Here is a 19,453-nt window from a genome sequence, read left to right on the forward strand (position 1 = left end):
GGGCTTACAGAATCTGCTTGATGTCGCTCATCGACACCGTGCCCCGGGTGGGCAAATTGAGTTTGACGCCGTTGGCGGCGCTGGTGGTCACGCTGGCCACGCTATCGAACGACAAGGCCTTGGCATCCTTGAGCGCTGCGCCGCCCTGGGTGGCGACGACGCGGATCAGGTATTTGCCGTCCTTCAGTGGCGAGGTCGCGCCGTCGGGTACGCCGTCCCAGGCAACCGGGATCGTGCCGGCCGCGTGCGCGCCGAAGTCGATCGTCTGCACGTCCTTGCCGGTGGTCGGATCGGTGACGATCAGCTTGACGCTGTCGGCCGCGCTGGCCAGGTCCACGCCCATGATGCCCTTGCCGGACGCCAGGTTGACGTAGTCGCCTTCGACCAGCACGCCGTGGCCGATCATGTTGGTGGCGGCCATCGCCTCGGACGACTGGTAGCTCGACTTGAGCGACTCGAGCGTAGTGTTGAGCTTGTTGACACCGGTGACGGTCGACAGCTGCGCCAGCTGGCTGGTGATCTGCGCATTGTCGAGCGGGTTCATCGGGTCCTGGTTCTTCAGCTGCGTGACCAGCAGGGTCATGAACTTGTTGGTGTCGGCCTCGACGCTGCCGTCGGCGGCCGCGGCCTTCTTCGGATTGACGGTCGCCAGCAGGTCGGGCGAAACGGTCTGGGGAATGGGGTTCAGTGCCATAGTGAGCTAAGGTGGGTTACTGACCGAGCGTCAGCGTCTTGAGCAGCAGGGTCTTGGCCGCGTTCATGGTTTCAACGTTGGTCTGGTAGGAACGCGAGGCCGACAGCATGTTGACCATCTCGTCGACCACGTTCACGTTCGGCATCGACACATAGCCCTTGGCGTCGGCCATCGGATGCTTGGGGTCGTACACCTGCTTGAGCGGGCTCGGGTCTTCGATCACCTGGGCCACCTTGACGGCGGTGCCGCCGGCCTCCAGCGGCACGGCCTCGAACACCACCTGCTTGGCGCGATAGGCCTGGCCGCTGGCCGAGGTGGCGCTGTCGGCGTTGGCCAGGTTGCTGGCGGTGGCGTTCAGGCGCTGCGCCTGGGCGCTCATGGCCGAGCCGGAGACGTTGAAGATATTAAACAGCGACATGATTATTGTCCTCCCTGGATCGCCGCCATCAGGCTGCGGATCTGGTGATTGATCATCGTGATGCCGGCCTCGTAGCGCACGGCGTTGTCGGCAAACTGGTTGCGCTCGACGTCCATGTCCACCGTATTGCCGTCCACCGCGCCCTGGGCCACGTTGCGGTACTGCACCTGGGTGCCGTCCGGCAGCAGGTCGCCGTTCTGGACGCCGGCCAAATGGGCCGGCGAGGTGGCGGCCAGCTGGCCGGCGGGCGGCGCGGTGCGCGCCAGGCTCGCCTGCAGGGCGCTGGCAAAATCGATGTCGCGCGCCTTGAAGTTGGGCGTGTCCGCGTTGGCGATGTTCGATGCGAGCAATTGCTGCCGCTGCGAGCGCAGGCTCAGCGCGGCTTCATTAAAGCGCAGGTAATCGTCGAGTTTGCCAATCATGTCAGCTCCAGGTGGGTCTTTTTTATGACAGGATCGATCATACGGCTGTAAAAGCCGGCGCAATCGAAGGATAAGGACACACAAAGCGCGGCTATTCGATGTTTCACCAAAGAATCATGGGGCCTAAGATGGCAGCATTCCCAATTCAAGGGTCTGACCCGCACTTCGGGTCGCCCCCCGGTGTCGAAGCCAATCATGAAATTCACTTATCTCGCCGCCCTCCTCCTCGCTTCGCCGCTGGCCTTTGCCCAGCAGGCCGCGGCCCCGCGCCAGGACCTGAACGCGCTGCGCAGCGTGGTCGAGGAGTTCCTGAAGGTTCAGGGCGCCGGCCTGCCCGGCACGGTCGGGGTCGAGGTGCGCCCGCTCGACGCGCGCATGAGCCTGGCGGCCTGCCCGGCGCCCGAAGCCTTCCTGCAGCCGGGCGCGCGCGCCTGGGGCAACACCACGGTGGGCGTGCGCTGTGCGGCGCCGACGGCGTGGAAAGTGTATATTCAGGCGAAAGTGTCGGTCCAGGGCGAGTATGTGGCCGCGGCGGTGCCGCTGGCGCAGGGCCAGCCGATCGAGCAGTCGCAGCTGGTGCTGGTCAAGGGCGACCTGGCCGCGCTGCCGAACGGCGTGCTGACTGACATGGATCAGGCCATCGGGCGCAGCAGCACGGTATCGCTGCAGGCCGGCGCGCCGCTGCGCCTGGACGGACTGAAAAGCAGACCCGTGGTCCAGCAGGGCCAGGCCGTGCGCGTGGTCTCGACCGGCGCCGGATTCGAAGTGTCGGCCGAGGGCCGCGCGATCGGCACGGCCAGCGAAGGCCAGGTGGTGCAGGTGCGCACACCGGCAGGCAAGATCATTAGCGGCGTGGCAAAAGCGGGAGGCTTGGTCGAAGTGGCGATCTGAACAGTTGTTCAAGATGCCATTGATGTGCGCTAAAGTTTGCGGCCCGCAGGCCGTTACTTACGCATATCCCGGAGTATGTGCTCTGGCCAGAGAAGGATGATGCTGTGAAAATTAACGATACCCTCAAGACCACCCCTGGCCTTCCGGCAACGAATACGCCTGCCGCCGGCGCCAGCAAGGGTGCGGAGCGGACGGCCGGCGCGACGCCAGCCCCGACCGACAGCGTGCGCCTGTCGTCCCAGGGCCAGGCGCTGGCTGGCGCGGTGGGCGCCGGCGCCGTGTTCGACGCCAAGAAAGTCGAACGCATCAAGATGGCCATCGCCGATGGCCAGTTCTCCGTCAATTCAGAGAAAGTAGCGGACGGCCTGCTGGAAACAGTGCGCGACCTGCTGCATTCCCGCAAACGATAAACTCCATGACCAGCCCGGCCACGACCCTGCGCGACGAACAGCAACTGATCGCTTCCCTGATCGACACGATGCAACAGGAACAAGCTTTCCTGATTCGCGCAGACAGTGAGGGCTTGTCCGGCCTGACCCCGCACAAGGCCGAGCTGGTGCAGCAGATGGCTGCGCTGGCCGCGCGGCGCCACCAGGCGCTGGCCGCGGCGGGCTTTCCCCCCAGCGAAAGCGGCATGGAAAGCTGGCTCGCCGCCCACGGCGACGACGCCGCGCGCAGCGCCCGGCGCGAACTGCTGGCGCGCACCACCGACGCCAAGGAACTGAACCGCGTCAACGGCATGCTGATCAACAAGCAGATGAACCACACGCAAACGGCGATCAACGCCATGCGCACGCCGGCCGGCGCCGCCGACAGCGGCGTGTACGGCCCCAGCGGCCAGGCCGCCGCCTCCGGCCCGTCGCGCCGATTCGTGGTCGGCTGACCCTCCCTCCCCGGCCTCGCGACATGCGTCGCGCAACAAGTGATGCCGCCAAGTTAAGCTGTCGTACCTGCGAAGGCAGGTACGCTGAGCGCGCTTTACCTCGTCGGCGTGCTCAGCATGGGTACCCGCCTTCGCGGGTACGACTGTCTATTGGCTAATCGCTCTTCGTGCGACGCGGTCACTATTCCTTGACAGCGCACTACTACGCTGCGACTTGAACTCTTTTCCCTGTCCTAGCACAGCTTCTTCGCGCGCGATTGCGGCGATGAAATAATTGGTGAGTTTCGCAACACCCCGCGATTTGTGTTTACAAGTCCCCTACCTTACCGGATCATTAAATGATGGGTTTTCGCTAACACATCAGTGGATTTTCGACGGCGAGGACTCTGTCCCCTAGACCACACATCTTGATACGGAGAAAGCATGAACTGGAACCAGATCTGCAGGACCGGACTCGCCGCGCTGGCATGCGCGCTGTGCATGGGCGCGCAGGCCGCGACCTCGAACGGCGTCACGGCCACCCTCACCACCGACAAGCATGCGCTCGGCAAAACCGACGACGTGGTGGTCAACGTGACCATCACCAACACCTCGGCCAGTCCCCAATACGTGCTGAAGTGGCATACGCCGTTCGGCGAGATCGAGGAGTCACTGTTCAAGGTCACGCGCGACGGCCTGCCCGTGCCCTACCTCGGCGCCCACTACAAGCGCCAGGCGCCGACCGCGGCCGACTACTACCTGCTCAAGCCCGGTGCGTCGCACAGCATGAAGGTCGAGCTGTCGTCGATGTACGACATGAGCATCACCGGCGACTACCAGATCAGCTACGACGCCAAATCGCTGCAGCTGTTCTACGACGAGCCGGCCGCCAGGGGCGTGGCGGCGCAGCGCGAGATCGGCGAGATCACCTCGGCGCCGCTGACGGTCTGGATCGATGGCGCGCAGCCGCGCGGCACCATGCCGAAGGGCCCTACCATCGACGAATTGCGTGCCGCGCAGGGCCAGAGCCTGGCCTTCAGCAAGTGCACGGCGTCGCAGCAGACCACCATCGCGCAGGCGCTGTCGGCCGGCTCGGCGATGGCCAGCAATGGCGACGCCTACATGAACGGCGCCAAGGGCGCGCGCTACGTCAAGTGGTTCGGCGCCAACAACGCGGCGCGCGAAAGCACCGTCAAGGCGCACTTCGCCTCGCTCAAGGATGCGTTCGCCAACAAGCCGGTCACGGTCGACTGCGGCTGCAAGAAGACCTACTACGCTTACGTCTATCCGACCCAGCCGTATGTGATTTACGTGTGCAAGGCGTTCTGGACGGCGCCGATGACGGGCACCGATTCGAAAGGCGGCACCCTGGTGCATGAGATGAGCCACTTCAATGTGGTCGCCAGCACCGACGACTGGGTGTACGGCCAGTCGGGCGCGGCCAGCCTGGCGATCAGCGATCCGGCGAAGGCGATCGACAACGCCGACTCGCACGAGTATTTTGGCGAGAATACGCCGGCGCTGCAGTAAGGGAGAATGGGGTCAGGTCCGCCGGACCTGACCCCGAAGTTGCACGCCAGCGGTGAAATCGTCGAAACGGATTTTCTGTTGTGCTGGCAAAAACGGGGACTAGGCGTCCGCGCCGCCCCAACGGACCCAACCCATCTTAAAAAATGCACCAATATGGTGCATTTTTGTTATTGGATGATGTGTGCGAACAGCACGGTCTCGGGCTCGACCGGCGTGGCGTCGGCGATCTTCTTCACGTCGGCCAGATAGCTGCCCGCGTAGTTCAGCTGGTAGGTGTGGCGGCCCTGCATGAACGCGTAGGCGCGGGTGATGTCGATGGTGTTCTTCAGCTGGCTGTGCGGCTTGACGGCGACGAAGTCGGCCTTGCCGAGCGGCGCGCGCTTGACGGTCGGGCCGGTGTAGTCGAGCGGGTCGCCGTTCGAGCTGTCGCGCACCTCGAACCAGTTGCCGAACAATTCCTGCTCGGTCGCCACCGAACGAGCCACCCACACCGTGCGGTCGCTCTGGTTGTCGATCGTCAGCCGCACGAGCACCTTGCCGTCGCGCGATTCCACCTGCACTTTTTCGCTGACCGGATTGACCATGCCGTCCCTTGCGCTGGCGCTGCCGCCGAGAACGATGACCGCCGTCGCGCAGGCCGCGCCCAGTAAAACTGCCAGAATACCCTTTGTTGCTGCCCTGCCCATTACTGCTCCAAGAAAAATAACTGGCGTGATTGTGCACCGCGCCATGCCGTTCGCCAAGCGGACTTGCGCAAAGTTACAAAGGAAAATCGCGCGCGGCAACACCGGCGCATGAGCGCGCGCAAGATTTCTTGATTGTCGTTCCTGCGAAGGCAGGAACCCATGCTGAATCTGCTCCATTGGTACTGCGTGCTCAGCATGGGTTCCTGCCTACGCAACGACGGCATTATCGGGTGGCAGGTGATAGGGTCTGACCCCGCGGGGTCAGACTCCGGACGCGGCGCGTAATTTCCAGGGTGGGCCGATTGTCGTTCCTGCGAAGGCAGGAACCCATGCTGAATTTGCTCCGTTGGTGCTGCGTGCTCAGCATGGGTTCCTGCCTACGCAGGAACGACGGCATTATCGGGTAGCAGGTGATAGAGTCTGACCCCGGACGCGAGAAGCCTGTCGCACCTGCGAAGGCAGGTGCCTATGCTGAGCATCCGGACCGGTAATGCAAGCTCAGCATGGGTTCCTGCCTCCGCAGGAACGACGGTCTATCGGCTAATGGCCTTTGTCGATGCTGACTTGGTCCTTCACTAAACGGCGTAAGAGTCAGCCCCCCGGACGCCGCGCCGACCTTATTTGGTGGGGATTTCCTTCGTCGCGTCGGGCAAGGCCGACAGGATCGTCACCGCCACGCGGCGGTTGCGCGCGCGACCTTCCGCGTCGTCGTTCGACGCCACCGGGATGTTCGAGCCGTGCCCCACCACCGTCATGCGCCCTGGCGCCACGCCGCTGTCGATGAACAGCCGCACCACGGCGCTCGCGCGCGCGGCCGACAATTCCCAGTTCGACGGGAACACCGGATTCCTGATCTGCAGATTGTCGGTGTGCCCTTCGACCTGCAGCGTGTGCGGATCGTCGCGCAGCAGCACCGCCAGCGCGCGCAAGGCTTCGCGCGAATCGTTCGTCAGCGTGGCGTCGCCCGAATCGAACAGCACGCTCGCATTGATCTCGACGCTCACGCCGCGGCTGTTCTGCGTCACCCGCACCTTGCCTTCCTTGACCAGCGGCGCCAGCGTCGATGTCAGGTCGCGCGCCAGCGTCGTCAGGCGCTCGCGCTCGCGCCGCAGCGCTTCGGCGCGGCGCTTGGCGACGATGTTGGGCAGCTGGATCGCGCCCGGAATCTCGGCCGTCGATCTGGGCGCGACGCGCCCGCCGAAGGCATTGCCCAGCGCATCCGAGAACACCTTGTACTTGCCCTCGTTGACCACCGAGATCGCGTACATCACCACAAAGAACGCGAACAGCAAGGTGATGAAATCGGCGTACGAGATCAGCCAGCGCTCGTGGTTGTCGGTGGCCTCGTCGTATTTTTTGCGCGCCATGGTCAGGGCCGCGACAGCAGGCTCGCCACGCGCTCGTCGATCACGCGCGAATGGTCGCCGCTGGAGATGTCGTAGAACACCTCGGTGAGGATTTCATACTGCGTCACCGTCTCAGCCACGATCGACTTGAGTTTATTCCCGATCGGGTAGAAGAACAGGTTCGCCAGGCCCACCCCGTACACGGTCGAGACGAACGCCACCGCGATGCCGGCGCCCAGGCGCGACGGGTCGCTCAGATTTTCCATCACGTGGATCAGGCCCAGCACGGCGCCCAGGATGCCAATGGTGGGCGAATAGCCGGCCGCCGACTCCCACACCTTGGCCGCCTGGCGCTGAGCGAATTCGTAGGCCGTCACCTCGGCCTCCATCAGGCCGCGCAGCTTGTCCGGGTGGATGCCGTCGATCATCAGGCGCAGGCCCTTCTGCACGAAGGGGTCGCGCGTATCGAGCATGTGCTGCTCGAGCGACAGCAGGCCGTCGCGGCGCGCATGGTTGCTCCACAGCGCGATGTCGCGCGCCAGCGTCTGGCGCTGGCTTGGCGGCGGGCGAAACACCCAGCGCAGCATCTTCATCGCGCGAATGAAGGTCGGCGTTTCGGTCTGCAGCAGCACCGCGCCGGCCGTGCCGATGACGACGATCGCGAACGCGGCCGGCTGCACCAGCGAGGCGAGCTTGCCGCCGTCCAGGCCGTGGCCGAGGAACACGCCGGCCAGCGCCAGCGCGATGCCGATTAAGCTGGCCCAGTCCACGCCTGCTCCCGTAACGTTGCGCGCAACCGCGCCACAGCCTGCGTATGCAGCTGCGACACGCGCGATTCCGACACGCCCATCACGGCGCCGATTTCCTTCAAATTCAGTTCTTCCTCGTAGTACAGGCCCATCAGGATCTTCTCGCGCGGCGGCAAGGCGTCGATGGCGTCGATGACGGCCTGGCGAAAGCCCGTGTCCATCAGACTACGCAGCGGATCATCGTCGTCCACGGCGTAGCGGTCGAGGAAGCTGTCGTTGCCGTCGTCGTCGTGGAAGTCCTCGTAGTACACCAGCTGGTGGCCGCCGCCGTCGGACAGCATCTCCTGGTAGTCGGCCAGCGACATCTTGAGCATCTTCGCCACTTCCGACTCGGTCGGCGGATGGCCGAGCTTTTGCTGCAGCGACGCCATCGCCGCCTCGATCTTGCGCATGTTCTGGCGCATCGAGCGCGGCAGCCAGTCGCTGTTGCGCAGCTCGTCGAGCATGGCGCCGCGGATGCGCAGCACCGCATAGGTTTCGAACTGGGCGCCGTGCGTCTCCTCGTAGCGGCTGATGGCGTCGAGCAGGCCGATCATGCCGGCCTGGATCAGGTCGTCCACTTCGACGCTGGGTGGCAGCTTGGCCTTCATGTGGTGCGCGAGCCGCTTCACCAACGGCATGTGATCCGTCAGCAGCTGGTTCTTGTCCGCTTTCCCTTTGACCGTATACATGGTTATGCGTTGTTATGAGCCAAAACGGGTGGTTCCCCCAAGCTGAGGCATTCCGGACAGGGCAAAACGCCCGGCCAGGCGGCGAAACGCGACCGACGCGCCCGCCAGCGGAAAGGCATCGACCACCGCGCGTCCCAGCCGCGCCGCGCGCTGCAGGTACTCGTCGGCTGGCACCGAGCCCATCGACGTCAGCGTCACCGCCAGGTAGCGGCTTGCCGCAGAACACATATTATCGTATACCACCTTCGCTTCGGCTTCCGTCGCACCGGTCACGAGGATGCCGAACGGGCGCCGGCCCAGGGTCTGCGACAGGCGCTTGATCAGGCTGTAGGCGGCCGTGATCGAGGCGGCCGAGGTGCCGACCTGCACGACGATCTCGGCGCTGTCCATGATCGGCACGGGAAAGCTGTCCTCGGCGCCGAACTCGCCATCGACGATGACGATGCCGGTCTGCTTGACCAGCACGTCGAAGCTCTTGGCCAGGCGGCGCGCCTCGTCGGCGCCGGCGCCGCGTTTCATGCGCGCCACGTTGAAGCCTTGCGGCGCCGCGTGGATCACTTCGTTCAGGCCGCATTCCTGGCGCGCCACTTCCAGCAGGCCGGCGCCGCGCGCCAGCCCGAGGCGCTGGGCCACGCCGTAGTCGCGCGCGCAGGCGTCCACGATCAGCACGTCGTTGCCGGCGCGCGCCAGCGACGCGCCCAGGTTCACCAGCATGGCGCCCTTGTCGTCTTCGGGCGTGGCGCAAAGAAAGGTCACGATGCGCGGGCGCGGGCCCGCGAGCATGCGGCGCAGGCCCTCGGCCTGGTCGAAATCGAAATTAGCCAAGCGACACCTCGCGCAGGCTGCGGTCGCCATTGACGTTGCCGGCCTGCGCCATCAGCAGCGGCAGGTCGCTGTCGGCGTACTGGGTGGCGGCCTGCTCGCGCGTGAGGCGGAAGGCGCGGTCGATCAGCATCGCTTTGTCGGCCAGGTGCAGGTCTTCCGGCACGCGCTGGCCGTTCGAGATGTAGAACAGGCGCAGCTTCTGGCGGATCACCACGTCGAGCACGTTGCCGATCGAGGCCGCTTCGTCCATCTTGGTCATAATGCAGCCGGCCAGGCCGCTGCCCTGGTAGGCGCGCACCACTTCGTTCAGGGTCTCGTTGGTCGAGGTGGCGTTCAGGCACAGCAGGCGCTTCACGTCGGCGCCGGTTTCGGACAGCATCGCCACCTGCTCGGTGACCATCTGGTCGCGCTGCGACACGCCGACGGTGTCAATCAGCACGGTGTGCTTGTTGCGCAGTTCCTTCAGGGCGATGCGCAGGTCCGCCTCGTCCTTGACCGAGTGCACCATCACGCCGAGGATCTTGCCGTAGATGCGCAGCTGCTCGTGGCCGCCGATACGATAGGCGTCGGTGGTGATTAGGGCCAGCTTTTCCGGGCCGTGGCGCATCACGCAGCGCGCCGCCAGCTTGGCCGTGCTGGTGGTCTTGCCCACGCCGGTCGGGCCGACCAGGGCGAACACGCCGCCCTTGTCGAGGATCTCGTCCTCGTCGGTCATGGAAGTGAGGTTACGTTCGAGCACGGTCTTGATCCAGCGCGCGCTGTCGGCTTCGCTTTTACCGGACGGCATTTTCTCGACCAGGTAACGCGCCAGGTTGGCGGAAAAGCCGGCGGCCAGCATCTGGCGCAGCACGGTGGCCTTTTCCGGCTCGCGCTGCTGGGTGGTGCCCCAGGAGATCGCGGCCAGCTGGGTTTCCATCAGGCCACGCATGGCGCGCACCTCGTTCATCATGGCCGACATCTCGGCGGCGGCGCTGTCCTTGGCGTGGGCGATTGCGGCGGCCATCATCGACTGCATCGCGGCCATGTCGACGTTGTCCTGCTGCGGCTGCGGCGCGCGGCGGTTGGCGTAATTTTCAGGCACGTGCAGGGCCGGCGCCGGCTGAGCCATTTCGCTGCCGTGCGGCGGCGCGGAGATGGAGGCGACGTCGTCGTTGTCCAGCGCGAGGATTTCGACAATGCCGTCGACCGGGCGGTTCGACAGAATGACGGCGTCCGGACCGAGCGCGTCGCGCACTTTGCGCAAGGCTTCACGCGAGGTGGCGGCGGTAAATTTTTTGACATTCATCGATCAAGCTCCTGGGGTCCTGCATCCGGCTCACGCGAGCCACCTCGTTTCTAACAGTGACCATTATTGACGATGCCGCAAAGAAACCATCGAGCGAAAAGGTGGGTGATTGGGGCGCAATTCAAGAGCGAGTTGGCCGGGGCGGCGCATGGAGGGGCGGCTTGACCGAATGTTATACTGTTGCCCAACAAAAATAGCTTAGGGCAGCAGTGATCAAAGTTCGCGGTATAGACAGCATTCGCGCGTTGGCCGCGATATGGGTATTCCTGTCCCACTTGGGGAAGATTCCACTAGAGTCGCACTTGGGAACCGGCCGCATGGTATCGCTGCTGTTGAGCATCTACGGAACCCTGTTCAACGGCACGGCGGCCGTCGTCATCTTCTTCATCATTTCCGGAATTTGCATTCGTCTGGCGTCCCAGGCCGAATCGCTCGAACTCGGTCCGTTCTGGGTGCGCCGTTTCGTCCGCGTCGGCGGTCCGCTGCTTTGCGCCGTAGGTCTCTCGCATTTCGTGTTCGGCAGCACTGACGTGCTCGACGCCGTGCTGTGGTCGCTGTACTGCGAACTAATCTACTATTTTATTTACCCGTTCCTCTGCTCCATGGCTTCGAAAATCGGCTGGCCGCTGATGATTGTGACGTCCCTCATAGCGGCCTGCGCGCTGGTCTCCGTGAAGGATGACCACAACGGCTTCCTGTGGACCTATGGTGTCGGGCTGTCGTGGATTCTCGGTCTGCCGAGCTGGCTGCTGGGGGTCTATGTCGCTGATAACCTTCGTGCACCCGGTTGGATGCCGACGTTTTGGCCGCGGCGGGCCCTCTGGGGGGCCATGTGGTTGGCATCATCGGTAGCGCTGGTTGCGCACTTCCATTCCCCGCTCTCTTACAAATACACCATGATCCCCTTCGGCTTGATGGCGAGTTGGTGGCTGCTGGTGGAATTGCGGGCTGCCGCTAACGAGAAAGAAAACGCGATCCTTACTTGGATAGGTACATGGAGCTATTCCCTGTACCTGTGCCACAAGATCGCGATCGGTTTAATTGTCATGGCCGGGTTCAGTATTGAGAAAGAGCTTCTGGCGTTCGCTGCGGCGCTGATCTTGGGATTGGTTATGTCGTACGCCTTCTTTCGTCTCATCGAGCGCCCGTTCCACGAATTGGCGCGCCGGCTTTCAAAAGGCGCGCCCGTTATTTTCACAACGAGGGTCGCCGCTCAGTAGAGGCTGCAACGTAGCGGCGGATCCGGCAGGCATCGCGCCCGGATACGAGCGGCCGCCGGTCCGCACACCGGCCCCCATCGGCCAGAGTCCGGGCATCACGCCACTCGCGCCTTGCCCCGCCGGAGCGCGTGCCAAGACGCTATCGGCAAGCGCCCTGGTGCGCAACTGAACGGGGCATATCGCGAGGCCATGCTAAACTCATCCCGTATACTTGCTGCCCCTTCAAAAATATGTTTTTATGATCCAGACGCAGCATTTCGGCCCCGTCAGCTATTCATGGCAAGAGCACGCCTAAACAGGGTACGGCTGAGTTCTACGGCGTGCGGATCGTCCACTTTTTCCTTCGCGAAGCGTAAACAGTTCATGCGAATTTCACGCTTTTCCGCTGCATTTGAAAGCGCGAATTTTTCGATCGCAGTGGCAAACGCCGCTCTGTCGTCAAGCGAAAGATCCCACCCGACGCGGCGGCTTTGCAGGTCGCGCCATGGAGTCCGATCGCTTACCAAAATAGGTACCCCTGCAGACAACGCTTCCATGAAGACATGTCCAAAATTCTCGCCGCGGGAGGGAACAAAAAATATGTCGTGCGCGCTAATAGCCTTCCGTACACCGGAATGCGGGACGGGACCGCAATAGGCGACCGAAATATTGGGCGGCAATAGCTTGATCCTCGCCTCGCATTTGCTCCAGTAGCCGGCGTCTTCCTTAGGCCCATAGATATTGAAAGCGACCGGGACCGACACGTCGCGCAGAACTTCCAGCGCGAATTCCAGGTTCTTCATTGGAGAAATACGGGAAAGAAAACAAATATTGATCGGTTCGGCCACGCCACGCTCCTCGCCCTTCAACGGGAAAGTTTCCGATAATTTCTGCAATAAATCCGGCGCAATGATCACATTGTTCGCTACGTGTACATTCTTCACGTTCGGGAAGACCTTCTGGATATCGGCGGCTTCCAACGTGGTCGAGGCATGCCAGTTGGCGGTACTGAACAAGCCAATGCGACGCGCGAGGCGAATGAACGGAGTTTTCTTCCAACGTTTAATTCGCAGTGCGCCATCGGTAAACTCACCTCGCGGCGCGAGAACCACGGCCTTTTTGGCGACGAGGTCGAGCCAACGCAATACCATCGGCAGCAGCGTAAAGCGAGGATCGAAGAAGCTATTCAAATAAAGCACGTCGTACGGTGTGGCAAGAATCAGTTTGAGGAGCACCGGCAACGCTCGCAACGAATTGCTGACGTAATAAACCTGTGCTTTCCCCACGGCGTTCCACGCATTCGCTCGGATGTCCGCGTAAGGTACGTGGTCGCCCAAGTCGCGATCTGTGGTAATTATCCTGAAGTCGAATTCATCACCGAGGTGTTCGACCATATTGCGGATCGTTTGAATGGGTCCGCCTCCCCGAAATCCCGGAAGGTAACAGGAAGTCAAGGTCAGCACGATAGGCTTCATTGGAGTTTGCCTTTCCCGATTGCTGGCGCCGCCATCTTTAAAAGGCGATTCCAAACATCGACAAATGCACTACCCGCAACACTATCTGCGTATCTGCGCTCCACGGTCTCCCTTGCCGCCAGCCCCATTTGTAAGTTGGCCGGCCAGTTACTGCAAAGCTCCGTCAAACGGTTGGCCATCTCTGATGGTGAGTCAAGCGCTACAAGAAAACCGTCTTTTCCTTCTGTGATGATCCCATCCGGACCACCACATCGCGTCGCTACCACAGGCACGCCGCAGGCCATCGCCTCCAGAATAACGACCCCCAAACCCTCTTCATCTGACGCGAGGGCGAACACCGCTGCATTTTGATACAGCGTTACCAGCTCGGCGACCGACGGCCGAGCAACGTGTCGAACCCGATCCTGCAAGCCGAGGAAATTCACCCTCGCCCAATAGCTCGCCGGCGGGGCACTGGATCCCGCAGTGACCAGGTGCACGTGTGGCAGCGCCGAGGACAATATCCGGAACGATTCAAGCAGCAGGCCGACGTTCTTTCGCGGATCGTCAAGCCGACCGACACAAAGGATGTACGGATTGTCCGGCGCAGGTCTCGCCAGCAGGGGGCAGAACAAATCCGCATCGATCCCAGGCGGGGCATAGCGGATATCGACACCATGGCGGTCCTGGTTGATTCGCTGGGAGTATTCGAGCATCCACGGGTTTTCCAGCTGAATCGCGTCAACCGCGCGTAGCGCCTTGTCGTCGAGCTTGTCGCTGACCACGGTCATGGATTTCCGCCACCAGCCGGACAAATTACGAGGCTGGCTATCACGCATGCGGCGCTCCACCTTGACCCGGGTCGCTACCTGCAACGCCACAGGGATACCCAGCCCGACAACGGCATTCGCCCAAGCGGGCGAACCGCTGACCACCTGAATGACATCGCAGTCCGCGAGGACGCCAGCGAGTACTTTGCGAGGCCGGTAGCGTTGGAATTCCAGCTCCCCGCCGATCGCGCCCACGTGGGTAAAATCCATTCCATCCCAAATTCCGGGCTGAGTCGTAGCACCGCGAAAATACGTGGATGGGGATGTCAGGTTCAGGCTGCACTGATCGCGCGACGAGGTAGACAACGACACAAGTTTCAGGTCGTAACCCTCATTCTGCAAGATGACGTTTTTAACAAATCGCGCAACCGAGGGAACGCCCCCGCCCAGCGCAAGGCTTGGTACGACCAAGCCGATTTTTGGACGCTGAATCATAAGGTGCAGGCGCCCTCGAGAGACCGGCGGGCCAGCGCATCGCGCACTTTCTCCAGTACTTCACTCGCCCGGGCCGGTATCGAATACGCTGGCACCGCGCGTGCATGGGCCGCCGCTGCCATTTCAGCGCGCTCGGAGTCGCGTGGCAAATAATGCAAGACTTTGCGTGCCAGCTCGTCCGCGTCGTCCCACATTGCCACCTCAGTTGCCTGGTCGTAAATCCGCGAGGCGTATGGCGTGCGACGATGCAGGAAAAAACAAAATGCGGAGGCTAACTCGTAGGTACGAGTTGTGTCTTCATCCCCCGGTTGCCGCACACCGTCGATCACCACACGCGAATGAACCGGCGCTATTACTATTCTTCCTTTTCGCACCCAATCGCCGTACGCACGACCGTACAATGGCCCCGCATACTGCCAATTCGCCGGAAAAGCGGAACGGTGTTCCTCCCAGCCATTACCGGCCAGGCCGACAGTCAGGCCTTGCGTATTTGCTGCGTTGGCGAAACCCTGCATCAATTCGTGGTACTCGGCACGCCAACTGGCGGCCAACACGACATCAAATTCCGGCGCTTGGTAAGGGGTTGGCCAAAAATGTACATCTGGATCGTAGCCGTGCGGAACGAACTCGCAACGATTCGAATAACCATAGACAGATTGCCACCCCGCTGGATGAAACGGCTTGGTCGAGATGACGAGATCGTAGACTCCCATTGCAGACGCTAGCGCGCGGCCATAAGCATGTGGCGAATAGTCTGGGAACACATTTACGGTCAGTACGCCGCGCTTTTTCACCTTCTCGATGAAGTCGCTTCGAACTCCGTTGCCCTTATAGATGATCAATACGTCCGGTTTCAGGGCGTCTAGCTTGGTGGTGATCTCGCGTTCCAAGTCTTTAATTTGCCAAGGCTTGACCAAGCGATTCAGCGCGCGTAACGGCTTTGAACGGTAAAGCGGAAGGAAGTGGTCTTCGCCTACCTCGTCCATAAACACCTCAGGAATCTGTCCCAGCCCTTCTCGTAAGGATCGGGCAGACGAGCCCTTCCAGGTCGCGCCAACAAACAGAATTTTCATCTTATCCAAATTACGCATCGCAACTTTTTTTCAATTAACCGAGAGACAACCAACAGCTTGGAATGGTCCGCGCCGCACTATTCAACGCCGGCCCAACCGCAACCTTAGCCAGTCGCGGCAAAATTTCGCATACGGCCTGCCAAACTTGAAAATCCCGCCGGCAATTGGCACAGCTTCTATTCGGGCCAAACGTCGCGACCGGATCGCGCCGGGATTGAAGCTTCGCTCTGCACCAATGTGAACAAAACTCGGCCGCCCCACAATCACCGCCACTGTCCATCTTTCTTGACAGGCCACGCGTCGTTTGAAATCGAGTTCCATTACCGTCATTGGAACCGCCTCGCGATAGGGCCCGATATCCCGGCAGAAGGCTGCGCGCTTAAGGTGCGGCTGATCGGAATACGGTCGCTCGTCACAATTACGCGCGATTTCCTGCAAGTCGTTCCGAAAGACTCGGTAGACAGTTCCGTTTTGCAGCGTGCGAACTTCGTGCGGAATATGCGGCGTCAGATCATTAAACTGCACAATTCCGACGCCCGGCTCGGCCTTCAATATCTCGAACGCGTTTGCCATTAGATCCGTGTCGCCGACAAATTCACAGTCATCCTGCACCTGTAAAATCAGCGTCCCCGTCGCGGCCGCGATTGCCTTATTTTGGTTGTTCCCCAGCCCCGCATTGCGGTCTGCCAACAAGTGCATATCAAAGGGCATCGATCGAATCCGGTCCACATGGGCTATCGCGCTCGCGTCGTCGGAAACAATAAACTCGGTGCGACTATTGTCGAGACCGGCTCGATTTCTAAAGGCATCGAAGGCGATTTGCAGCAGGTCCGAACGATTAAATGTAATAAATAGCACCGACAATGAATTTTCCGCTGCAGCCATATCTCGTTCATCCATGACCAAGCCTCGACAAACTCTTCACCTCGTTGAATATGTTGATCCTCAATCCATTCGTGCACGCGAACACAACGGCAAACGTATACACCGCCAACAAGGAGAGATCACCCCAGACTGCCAGCCCCGGCATCAGCGACTTCACTGTAGAAAGTAGAATGGAGAGCACCAAAACAAGAAAAAAGATAAGCAAATTATTGTGTCTATCTGCCGGTAAACTCGACATTTTTCGCATCCATACCAACGTCGCAACCGCAATGGCTATTTGAGTAGTGACGCGGGTAACAGCGGCGCCCTGTACGCCGAACAGTGGTATCAAAATAATCGCCAGTCCGAACAGCAATCCACTGCCGAGGACACTGATATTACGAGCGAATTTTCCATCCGTCTTGGCCTGCACGACCAGGTTTGCGCACCCGCTCGTCAGGCCGAGGGTTCCCAACGCCAGGATGGATACAATATCGGTGCTGGGAAGGTACTTCGTACCAAACAAAAGTCCAATGATGTGAGATGAAAGACAGACGATTAATCCGATCGACAAACCAGCGAGCAAGATCAATAGATTTGTCAGGGTATTGCAGAATTCGTCCAATTTCTCAGCCGCACCCCTGTCCCAATTCAACGCGATCTGTGGCCAGAGTGCGCCAATCAGAAGACTTAATGCTTGATTGACGATTCCGGAAATAGTCAAGGCGATCGAGTAATAGCCGACCGATGCCTCGCCAAGATTTTTCCTAACTAAAGGCAATTCACCCCGCGACCAAAGAAGCGAAGAAATAACCGACGTTACCCAGGAGTTCTTCGCATACTGCCCAATGTGTTTGGAAAGGTCGCGCGAAAGTGGCGCGAATAGGCTCTCAGGAGTTTTGCGCAGGTCAAGTAACAGACACAGCGAGCCAGCGCAATTTGCGCACGCAAGCAATATGATCGTCAACGGTACGCTTGTTCGGATAGACGCGAAAATCAAGCCGAAAAACGTTACGGCTATGAATACCGTGGACGCATAGGCTATCTTTCGATACTGGAACAGGCCCTGGCTGCGTGCGGTCGCGAGAGCGTAGCAAGCCGACGCCCCGCCTAGAAACGCAACGGCAACGATTTCAAAAGGACGATTTTGTCCGCCGAACAAAAGGGTCGCGACACCAGCGAAAACAAAAGAAATTAAGACTACCACCCCAGCGGAGCGGATAAACCAATTGCCAAATACAGAAGTATTACCGTTGTTGGGATGGATCGACTGCGGGAAAAACCGTGTAGCAACCCCCGCGAGTCCGCCAGAGAACAGTAGATAGGTCATATCGCTGAGCCATTGCAAGAAGACCAGCGCACCAAATTTCTCGGGCCCAAGGCAACGTGCCAAAACAACAGCGATTCCCATCCGCCCGATAGTGGCGACTAAGGTCCCGGCGGCATTCCATATAGTATTTCGAAAAAAAGACATTATCGAACAGCAGCAATCTATGTAGAACTATCAGCGTCGACCGGGTCCCGACGGACCTTGGCGACAAAAATAGACGTTGGTTTCATCCGCGAAAACGCAACTTTGACTCAGAAAACGAACGAACTAAAAAAAGGCCTGCAAGAACGAGAATGACCGGCCCCGCGACGTCAAGGAGCCACCATCCATCCGGTCTGATTGCTACAGTAACTCCGACCAAGGCCAAGGGATATAGCGCGAAAGCCTTCTGGTTAATGATCGGCCGGGCGATACATCGATACACACTTAAAACCAAGCCATAGGTAATGGCCGAAAGAACAACGCCGAACCAACCAAAGTTGTAGTAACCGTCAGCAAACACACCAATACCGGTCGAACTGGTCGAAAATCCGTGAACCTTATCGGTGAGCATGGCGCCTTCGCTGGACAGGATCGGCTTATCAGGATAGATGCTCCGCGGCACAAACAGCCATAGCACGTTCTTGAAACTTTCGCTGCCGCGGCCCTCGTTGTACAAGTCAACTGCGGCATGCTGAGACGGAATGTAATTAAGCCGATACCACCACATTGCTTCGGTTTCGCCCGATTGCCCCCCGGTGCGCCTTGATTCGAGATACTCTTGCACCAGCACTCCGCGGTCTATCATTCCGGCCACTCTCATTCCGTCAGTTCCCGAGTCCAAAAGTTGATTGCGACCAAACAGAACCAGTGGGCCAAGCACTACGTAAATGGCGATGGCGATCCCTGCCATCGAGACCAAACTCATTATCCGCCCGCGGGCTATGAACATCCCGAGCCCGGCTGATAAAACCGCCAGCAATACTTCCGTCTTGTTGAACATTAAGATGCTGGTGCCAACCTGGACAACCAGCGCATATTTCAAAAGTTTTCGCAATGACCGATTCATTCTCGGCAAAGAGAACCCAATAAAAAATCCGACCAGCACGAAGTTTTGCAGGGCACGAACGAGGGCAGACGGCGGCATCTTAATCATGCCGAACTCGTAAGGTATAACGAAGAAAAACCTAAACAGCATTCCGACGACAATGAAGAACACTACTACCTTTTCCGTCGAAATCCTTGCCCAGCGTGTGGCACACACACTAGCGGCCCGTGAAACAGCATTAAATCTTGTCGAGATGCAGGTGATACCGGTAATTCCGATACCGATAAAATGGAGTGCTATTAACCACAATCCGGCCCGCGGGTCAGTTGGGTACCAGGCCAGCGAGTATTCGGCAGTTTCATTTGGCCCAAAAACATACAGCAACGGCCCGAATCCGAAGTAAACAGCAGTCGCCAACGCAAAACAAACGATCGGGTCGAGAATCAGCGAAGAGGGATTTCTCACGACACGCACCAAAAACAGATACATCAGGAGCAGAATGCTGGCGCCGCAAAATGGAACAATGACTTCCCAGCCGATCGGTCCAATGGATTGCGACAGGCCGATCGCGATCACGCCCATGAAAATGTGCGCCGAAAAAATTCGCAGTGCAAGTCCGCTATTGTTTCGCTGGCCGGCCATTAATTCTGTTCCAATATTTATAAACGTAATGCGAAGTGGGCCCAAATCGACCAAATTCTTGGTCAATCAAATTGCTTTCTAAGCACTTATTAGGGTCTGAGACGACTGATCAGATAGGATCTTCGACGTCGTTGGTTTTCTTCCGGTGCGCTGCTACGCC

At 60.1% G+C, this 19,453-nt stretch carries 20 protein-coding genes; 5 read left to right on the plus strand and 15 right to left on the minus strand.

The features are described 5' to 3' along the window. Positions 1 to 4 precede the first annotated feature (4 nt). Genes Q4S45_RS14785 through flgB form a run of 3 tightly spaced genes read right to left on the minus strand, consistent with a single transcriptional unit; the run spans position 5 to position 1,534 of the window. Positions 5 to 694 carry a flagellar hook assembly protein FlgD gene (locus Q4S45_RS14785; protein ID WP_305505465.1) on the minus strand — a complete coding sequence of 230 codons (690 nt, stop codon included), beginning with the start codon at positions 692 to 694 and terminating at the stop codon, positions 5 to 7. 16 nt (positions 695 to 710) lie between these two features. Then, entirely contained in the window at positions 711 to 1,112 is a 402-nt protein-coding gene (gene flgC / locus Q4S45_RS14790) for a flagellar basal body rod protein FlgC (protein ID WP_305505467.1), read from the minus strand. Positions 1,113 to 1,114: 2 nt separating this feature from the next. Beyond that, complete coding sequence (flgB, locus tag Q4S45_RS14795) at positions 1,115 to 1,534, minus strand: flagellar basal body rod protein FlgB (RefSeq protein WP_305505469.1); 420 nt, start codon at positions 1,532 to 1,534, stop codon at positions 1,115 to 1,117. A gap of 195 nt (positions 1,535 to 1,729) precedes the next feature. Between flgB and flgA the strand changes: the two genes are divergently transcribed. The 4 genes from flgA (at position 1,730) to Q4S45_RS14815 (ending at position 4,817) form a co-directional block, all read left to right on the plus strand. Next, entirely contained in the window at positions 1,730 to 2,425 is a 696-nt protein-coding gene (gene flgA, locus Q4S45_RS14800) for a flagellar basal body P-ring formation chaperone FlgA (RefSeq protein WP_305505471.1), read from the plus strand. A gap of 104 nt (positions 2,426 to 2,529) precedes the next feature. Next, positions 2,530 to 2,835 carry a flagellar biosynthesis anti-sigma factor FlgM gene (flgM, locus tag Q4S45_RS14805; protein WP_305505473.1) on the plus strand — a complete coding sequence of 102 codons (306 nt, stop codon included), beginning with the start codon at positions 2,530 to 2,532 and terminating at the stop codon, positions 2,833 to 2,835. A 5-nt stretch (positions 2,836 to 2,840) separates the two neighbouring features. After that, the gene (locus tag Q4S45_RS14810; protein ID WP_305505475.1) at positions 2,841 to 3,308 is read left to right on the plus strand and encodes a flagella synthesis protein FlgN; all 468 of its coding nucleotides are present in this window, start codon (positions 2,841 to 2,843) and stop codon (positions 3,306 to 3,308) included. Between the two features lie 423 nt (positions 3,309 to 3,731). After that, positions 3,732 to 4,817: a M35 family metallo-endopeptidase gene (locus Q4S45_RS14815; RefSeq protein WP_305505476.1), complete on the plus strand. Its 1,086-nt coding sequence runs from the start codon at positions 3,732 to 3,734 to the stop codon at positions 4,815 to 4,817. Positions 4,818 to 4,984: 167 nt separating this feature from the next. Here Q4S45_RS14815 and Q4S45_RS14820 read toward each other — a convergent pair whose 3' ends face one another. The 6 genes from Q4S45_RS14820 to flhF all read right to left on the minus strand — a co-directional run bounded on the left by Q4S45_RS14820 (position 4,985) and on the right by flhF (position 10,439). Further along, positions 4,985 to 5,503, minus strand: coding sequence for a hypothetical protein (locus Q4S45_RS14820; protein ID WP_305505478.1), 519 nt, complete (start codon positions 5,501 to 5,503; stop codon positions 4,985 to 4,987). Positions 5,504 to 6,120: 617 nt separating this feature from the next. After that, positions 6,121 to 6,870, minus strand: a complete 750-nt coding sequence (motD, locus tag Q4S45_RS14825; RefSeq protein WP_305505480.1) for a flagellar motor protein MotD — start codon at positions 6,868 to 6,870, stop codon at positions 6,121 to 6,123. Between the two features lie 2 nt (positions 6,871 to 6,872). Continuing rightward, positions 6,873 to 7,619 (minus strand): flagellar motor protein, encoded by a 747-nt coding sequence (locus Q4S45_RS14830; RefSeq protein ID WP_305505482.1) that lies wholly within the window; start codon positions 7,617 to 7,619, stop codon positions 6,873 to 6,875. Continuing rightward, the gene (locus Q4S45_RS14835) at positions 7,601 to 8,329 is read right to left on the minus strand and encodes an RNA polymerase sigma factor FliA (RefSeq protein ID WP_305505484.1); all 729 of its coding nucleotides are present in this window, start codon (positions 8,327 to 8,329) and stop codon (positions 7,601 to 7,603) included. Before Q4S45_RS14835 ends, Q4S45_RS14830 begins: the two co-directional genes overlap by 19 nt. 12 nt (positions 8,330 to 8,341) lie before the next feature. Further along, positions 8,342 to 9,154, minus strand: a complete 813-nt coding sequence (locus Q4S45_RS14840) for an antiactivator of flagellar biosynthesis FleN protein (RefSeq protein WP_305505486.1) — start codon at positions 9,152 to 9,154, stop codon at positions 8,342 to 8,344. After that, complete coding sequence (gene flhF, locus Q4S45_RS14845) at positions 9,147 to 10,439, minus strand: flagellar biosynthesis protein FlhF (protein WP_305505493.1); 1,293 nt, start codon at positions 10,437 to 10,439, stop codon at positions 9,147 to 9,149. The genes Q4S45_RS14840 and flhF overlap by 8 nt, the downstream gene beginning before the upstream one ends. Positions 10,440 to 10,648: 209 nt before the next feature. Between flhF and Q4S45_RS14850 the strand changes: the two genes are divergently transcribed. Next, positions 10,649 to 11,659 carry an acyltransferase gene (locus tag Q4S45_RS14850; protein WP_305505495.1) on the plus strand — a complete coding sequence of 337 codons (1,011 nt, stop codon included), beginning with the start codon at positions 10,649 to 10,651 and terminating at the stop codon, positions 11,657 to 11,659. A 266-nt stretch (positions 11,660 to 11,925) separates the two neighbouring features. On the opposite strand, the gene Q4S45_RS14855 is transcribed toward Q4S45_RS14850, so the two are convergent. The 6 genes from Q4S45_RS14855 to Q4S45_RS14880 all read right to left on the minus strand — a co-directional run bounded on the left by Q4S45_RS14855 (position 11,926) and on the right by Q4S45_RS14880 (position 19,359). Then, entirely contained in the window at positions 11,926 to 13,113 is a 1,188-nt protein-coding gene (locus Q4S45_RS14855; RefSeq protein WP_305505497.1) for a glycosyltransferase family 4 protein, read from the minus strand. Further along, positions 13,110 to 14,357, minus strand: coding sequence for a glycosyltransferase family 4 protein (locus Q4S45_RS14860; RefSeq protein ID WP_305505499.1), 1,248 nt, complete (start codon positions 14,355 to 14,357; stop codon positions 13,110 to 13,112). The genes Q4S45_RS14855 and Q4S45_RS14860 overlap by 4 nt, the downstream gene beginning before the upstream one ends. Continuing rightward, a complete protein-coding gene (locus Q4S45_RS14865; protein ID WP_305505501.1) occupies positions 14,354 to 15,430 on the minus strand; it encodes a glycosyltransferase in 1,077 nt (358 codons plus the stop codon). The genes Q4S45_RS14860 and Q4S45_RS14865 overlap by 4 nt, the downstream gene beginning before the upstream one ends. Positions 15,431 to 15,511: 81 nt before the next feature. Then, positions 15,512 to 16,330, minus strand: coding sequence for a glycosyltransferase family A protein (locus tag Q4S45_RS14870; protein WP_305505503.1), 819 nt, complete (start codon positions 16,328 to 16,330; stop codon positions 15,512 to 15,514). Continuing rightward, on the minus strand, positions 16,323 to 17,705 hold the full coding sequence (locus Q4S45_RS14875; RefSeq protein WP_305505505.1) for a lipopolysaccharide biosynthesis protein: 1,383 nt from the start codon (positions 17,703 to 17,705) through the stop codon (positions 16,323 to 16,325). Before Q4S45_RS14875 ends, Q4S45_RS14870 begins: the two co-directional genes overlap by 8 nt. Positions 17,706 to 17,850: 145 nt before the next feature. Beyond that, positions 17,851 to 19,359, minus strand: a complete 1,509-nt coding sequence (locus tag Q4S45_RS14880; protein ID WP_305505507.1) for a hypothetical protein — start codon at positions 19,357 to 19,359, stop codon at positions 17,851 to 17,853. Between the last annotated feature and the right edge of the window lie 94 nt (positions 19,360 to 19,453).

It is taken from the genome of Massilia sp. R2A-15 (genome assembly GCF_030704305.1).
Lineage (GTDB): Bacteria > Pseudomonadota > Gammaproteobacteria > Burkholderiales > Burkholderiaceae_D > JAFCUW01.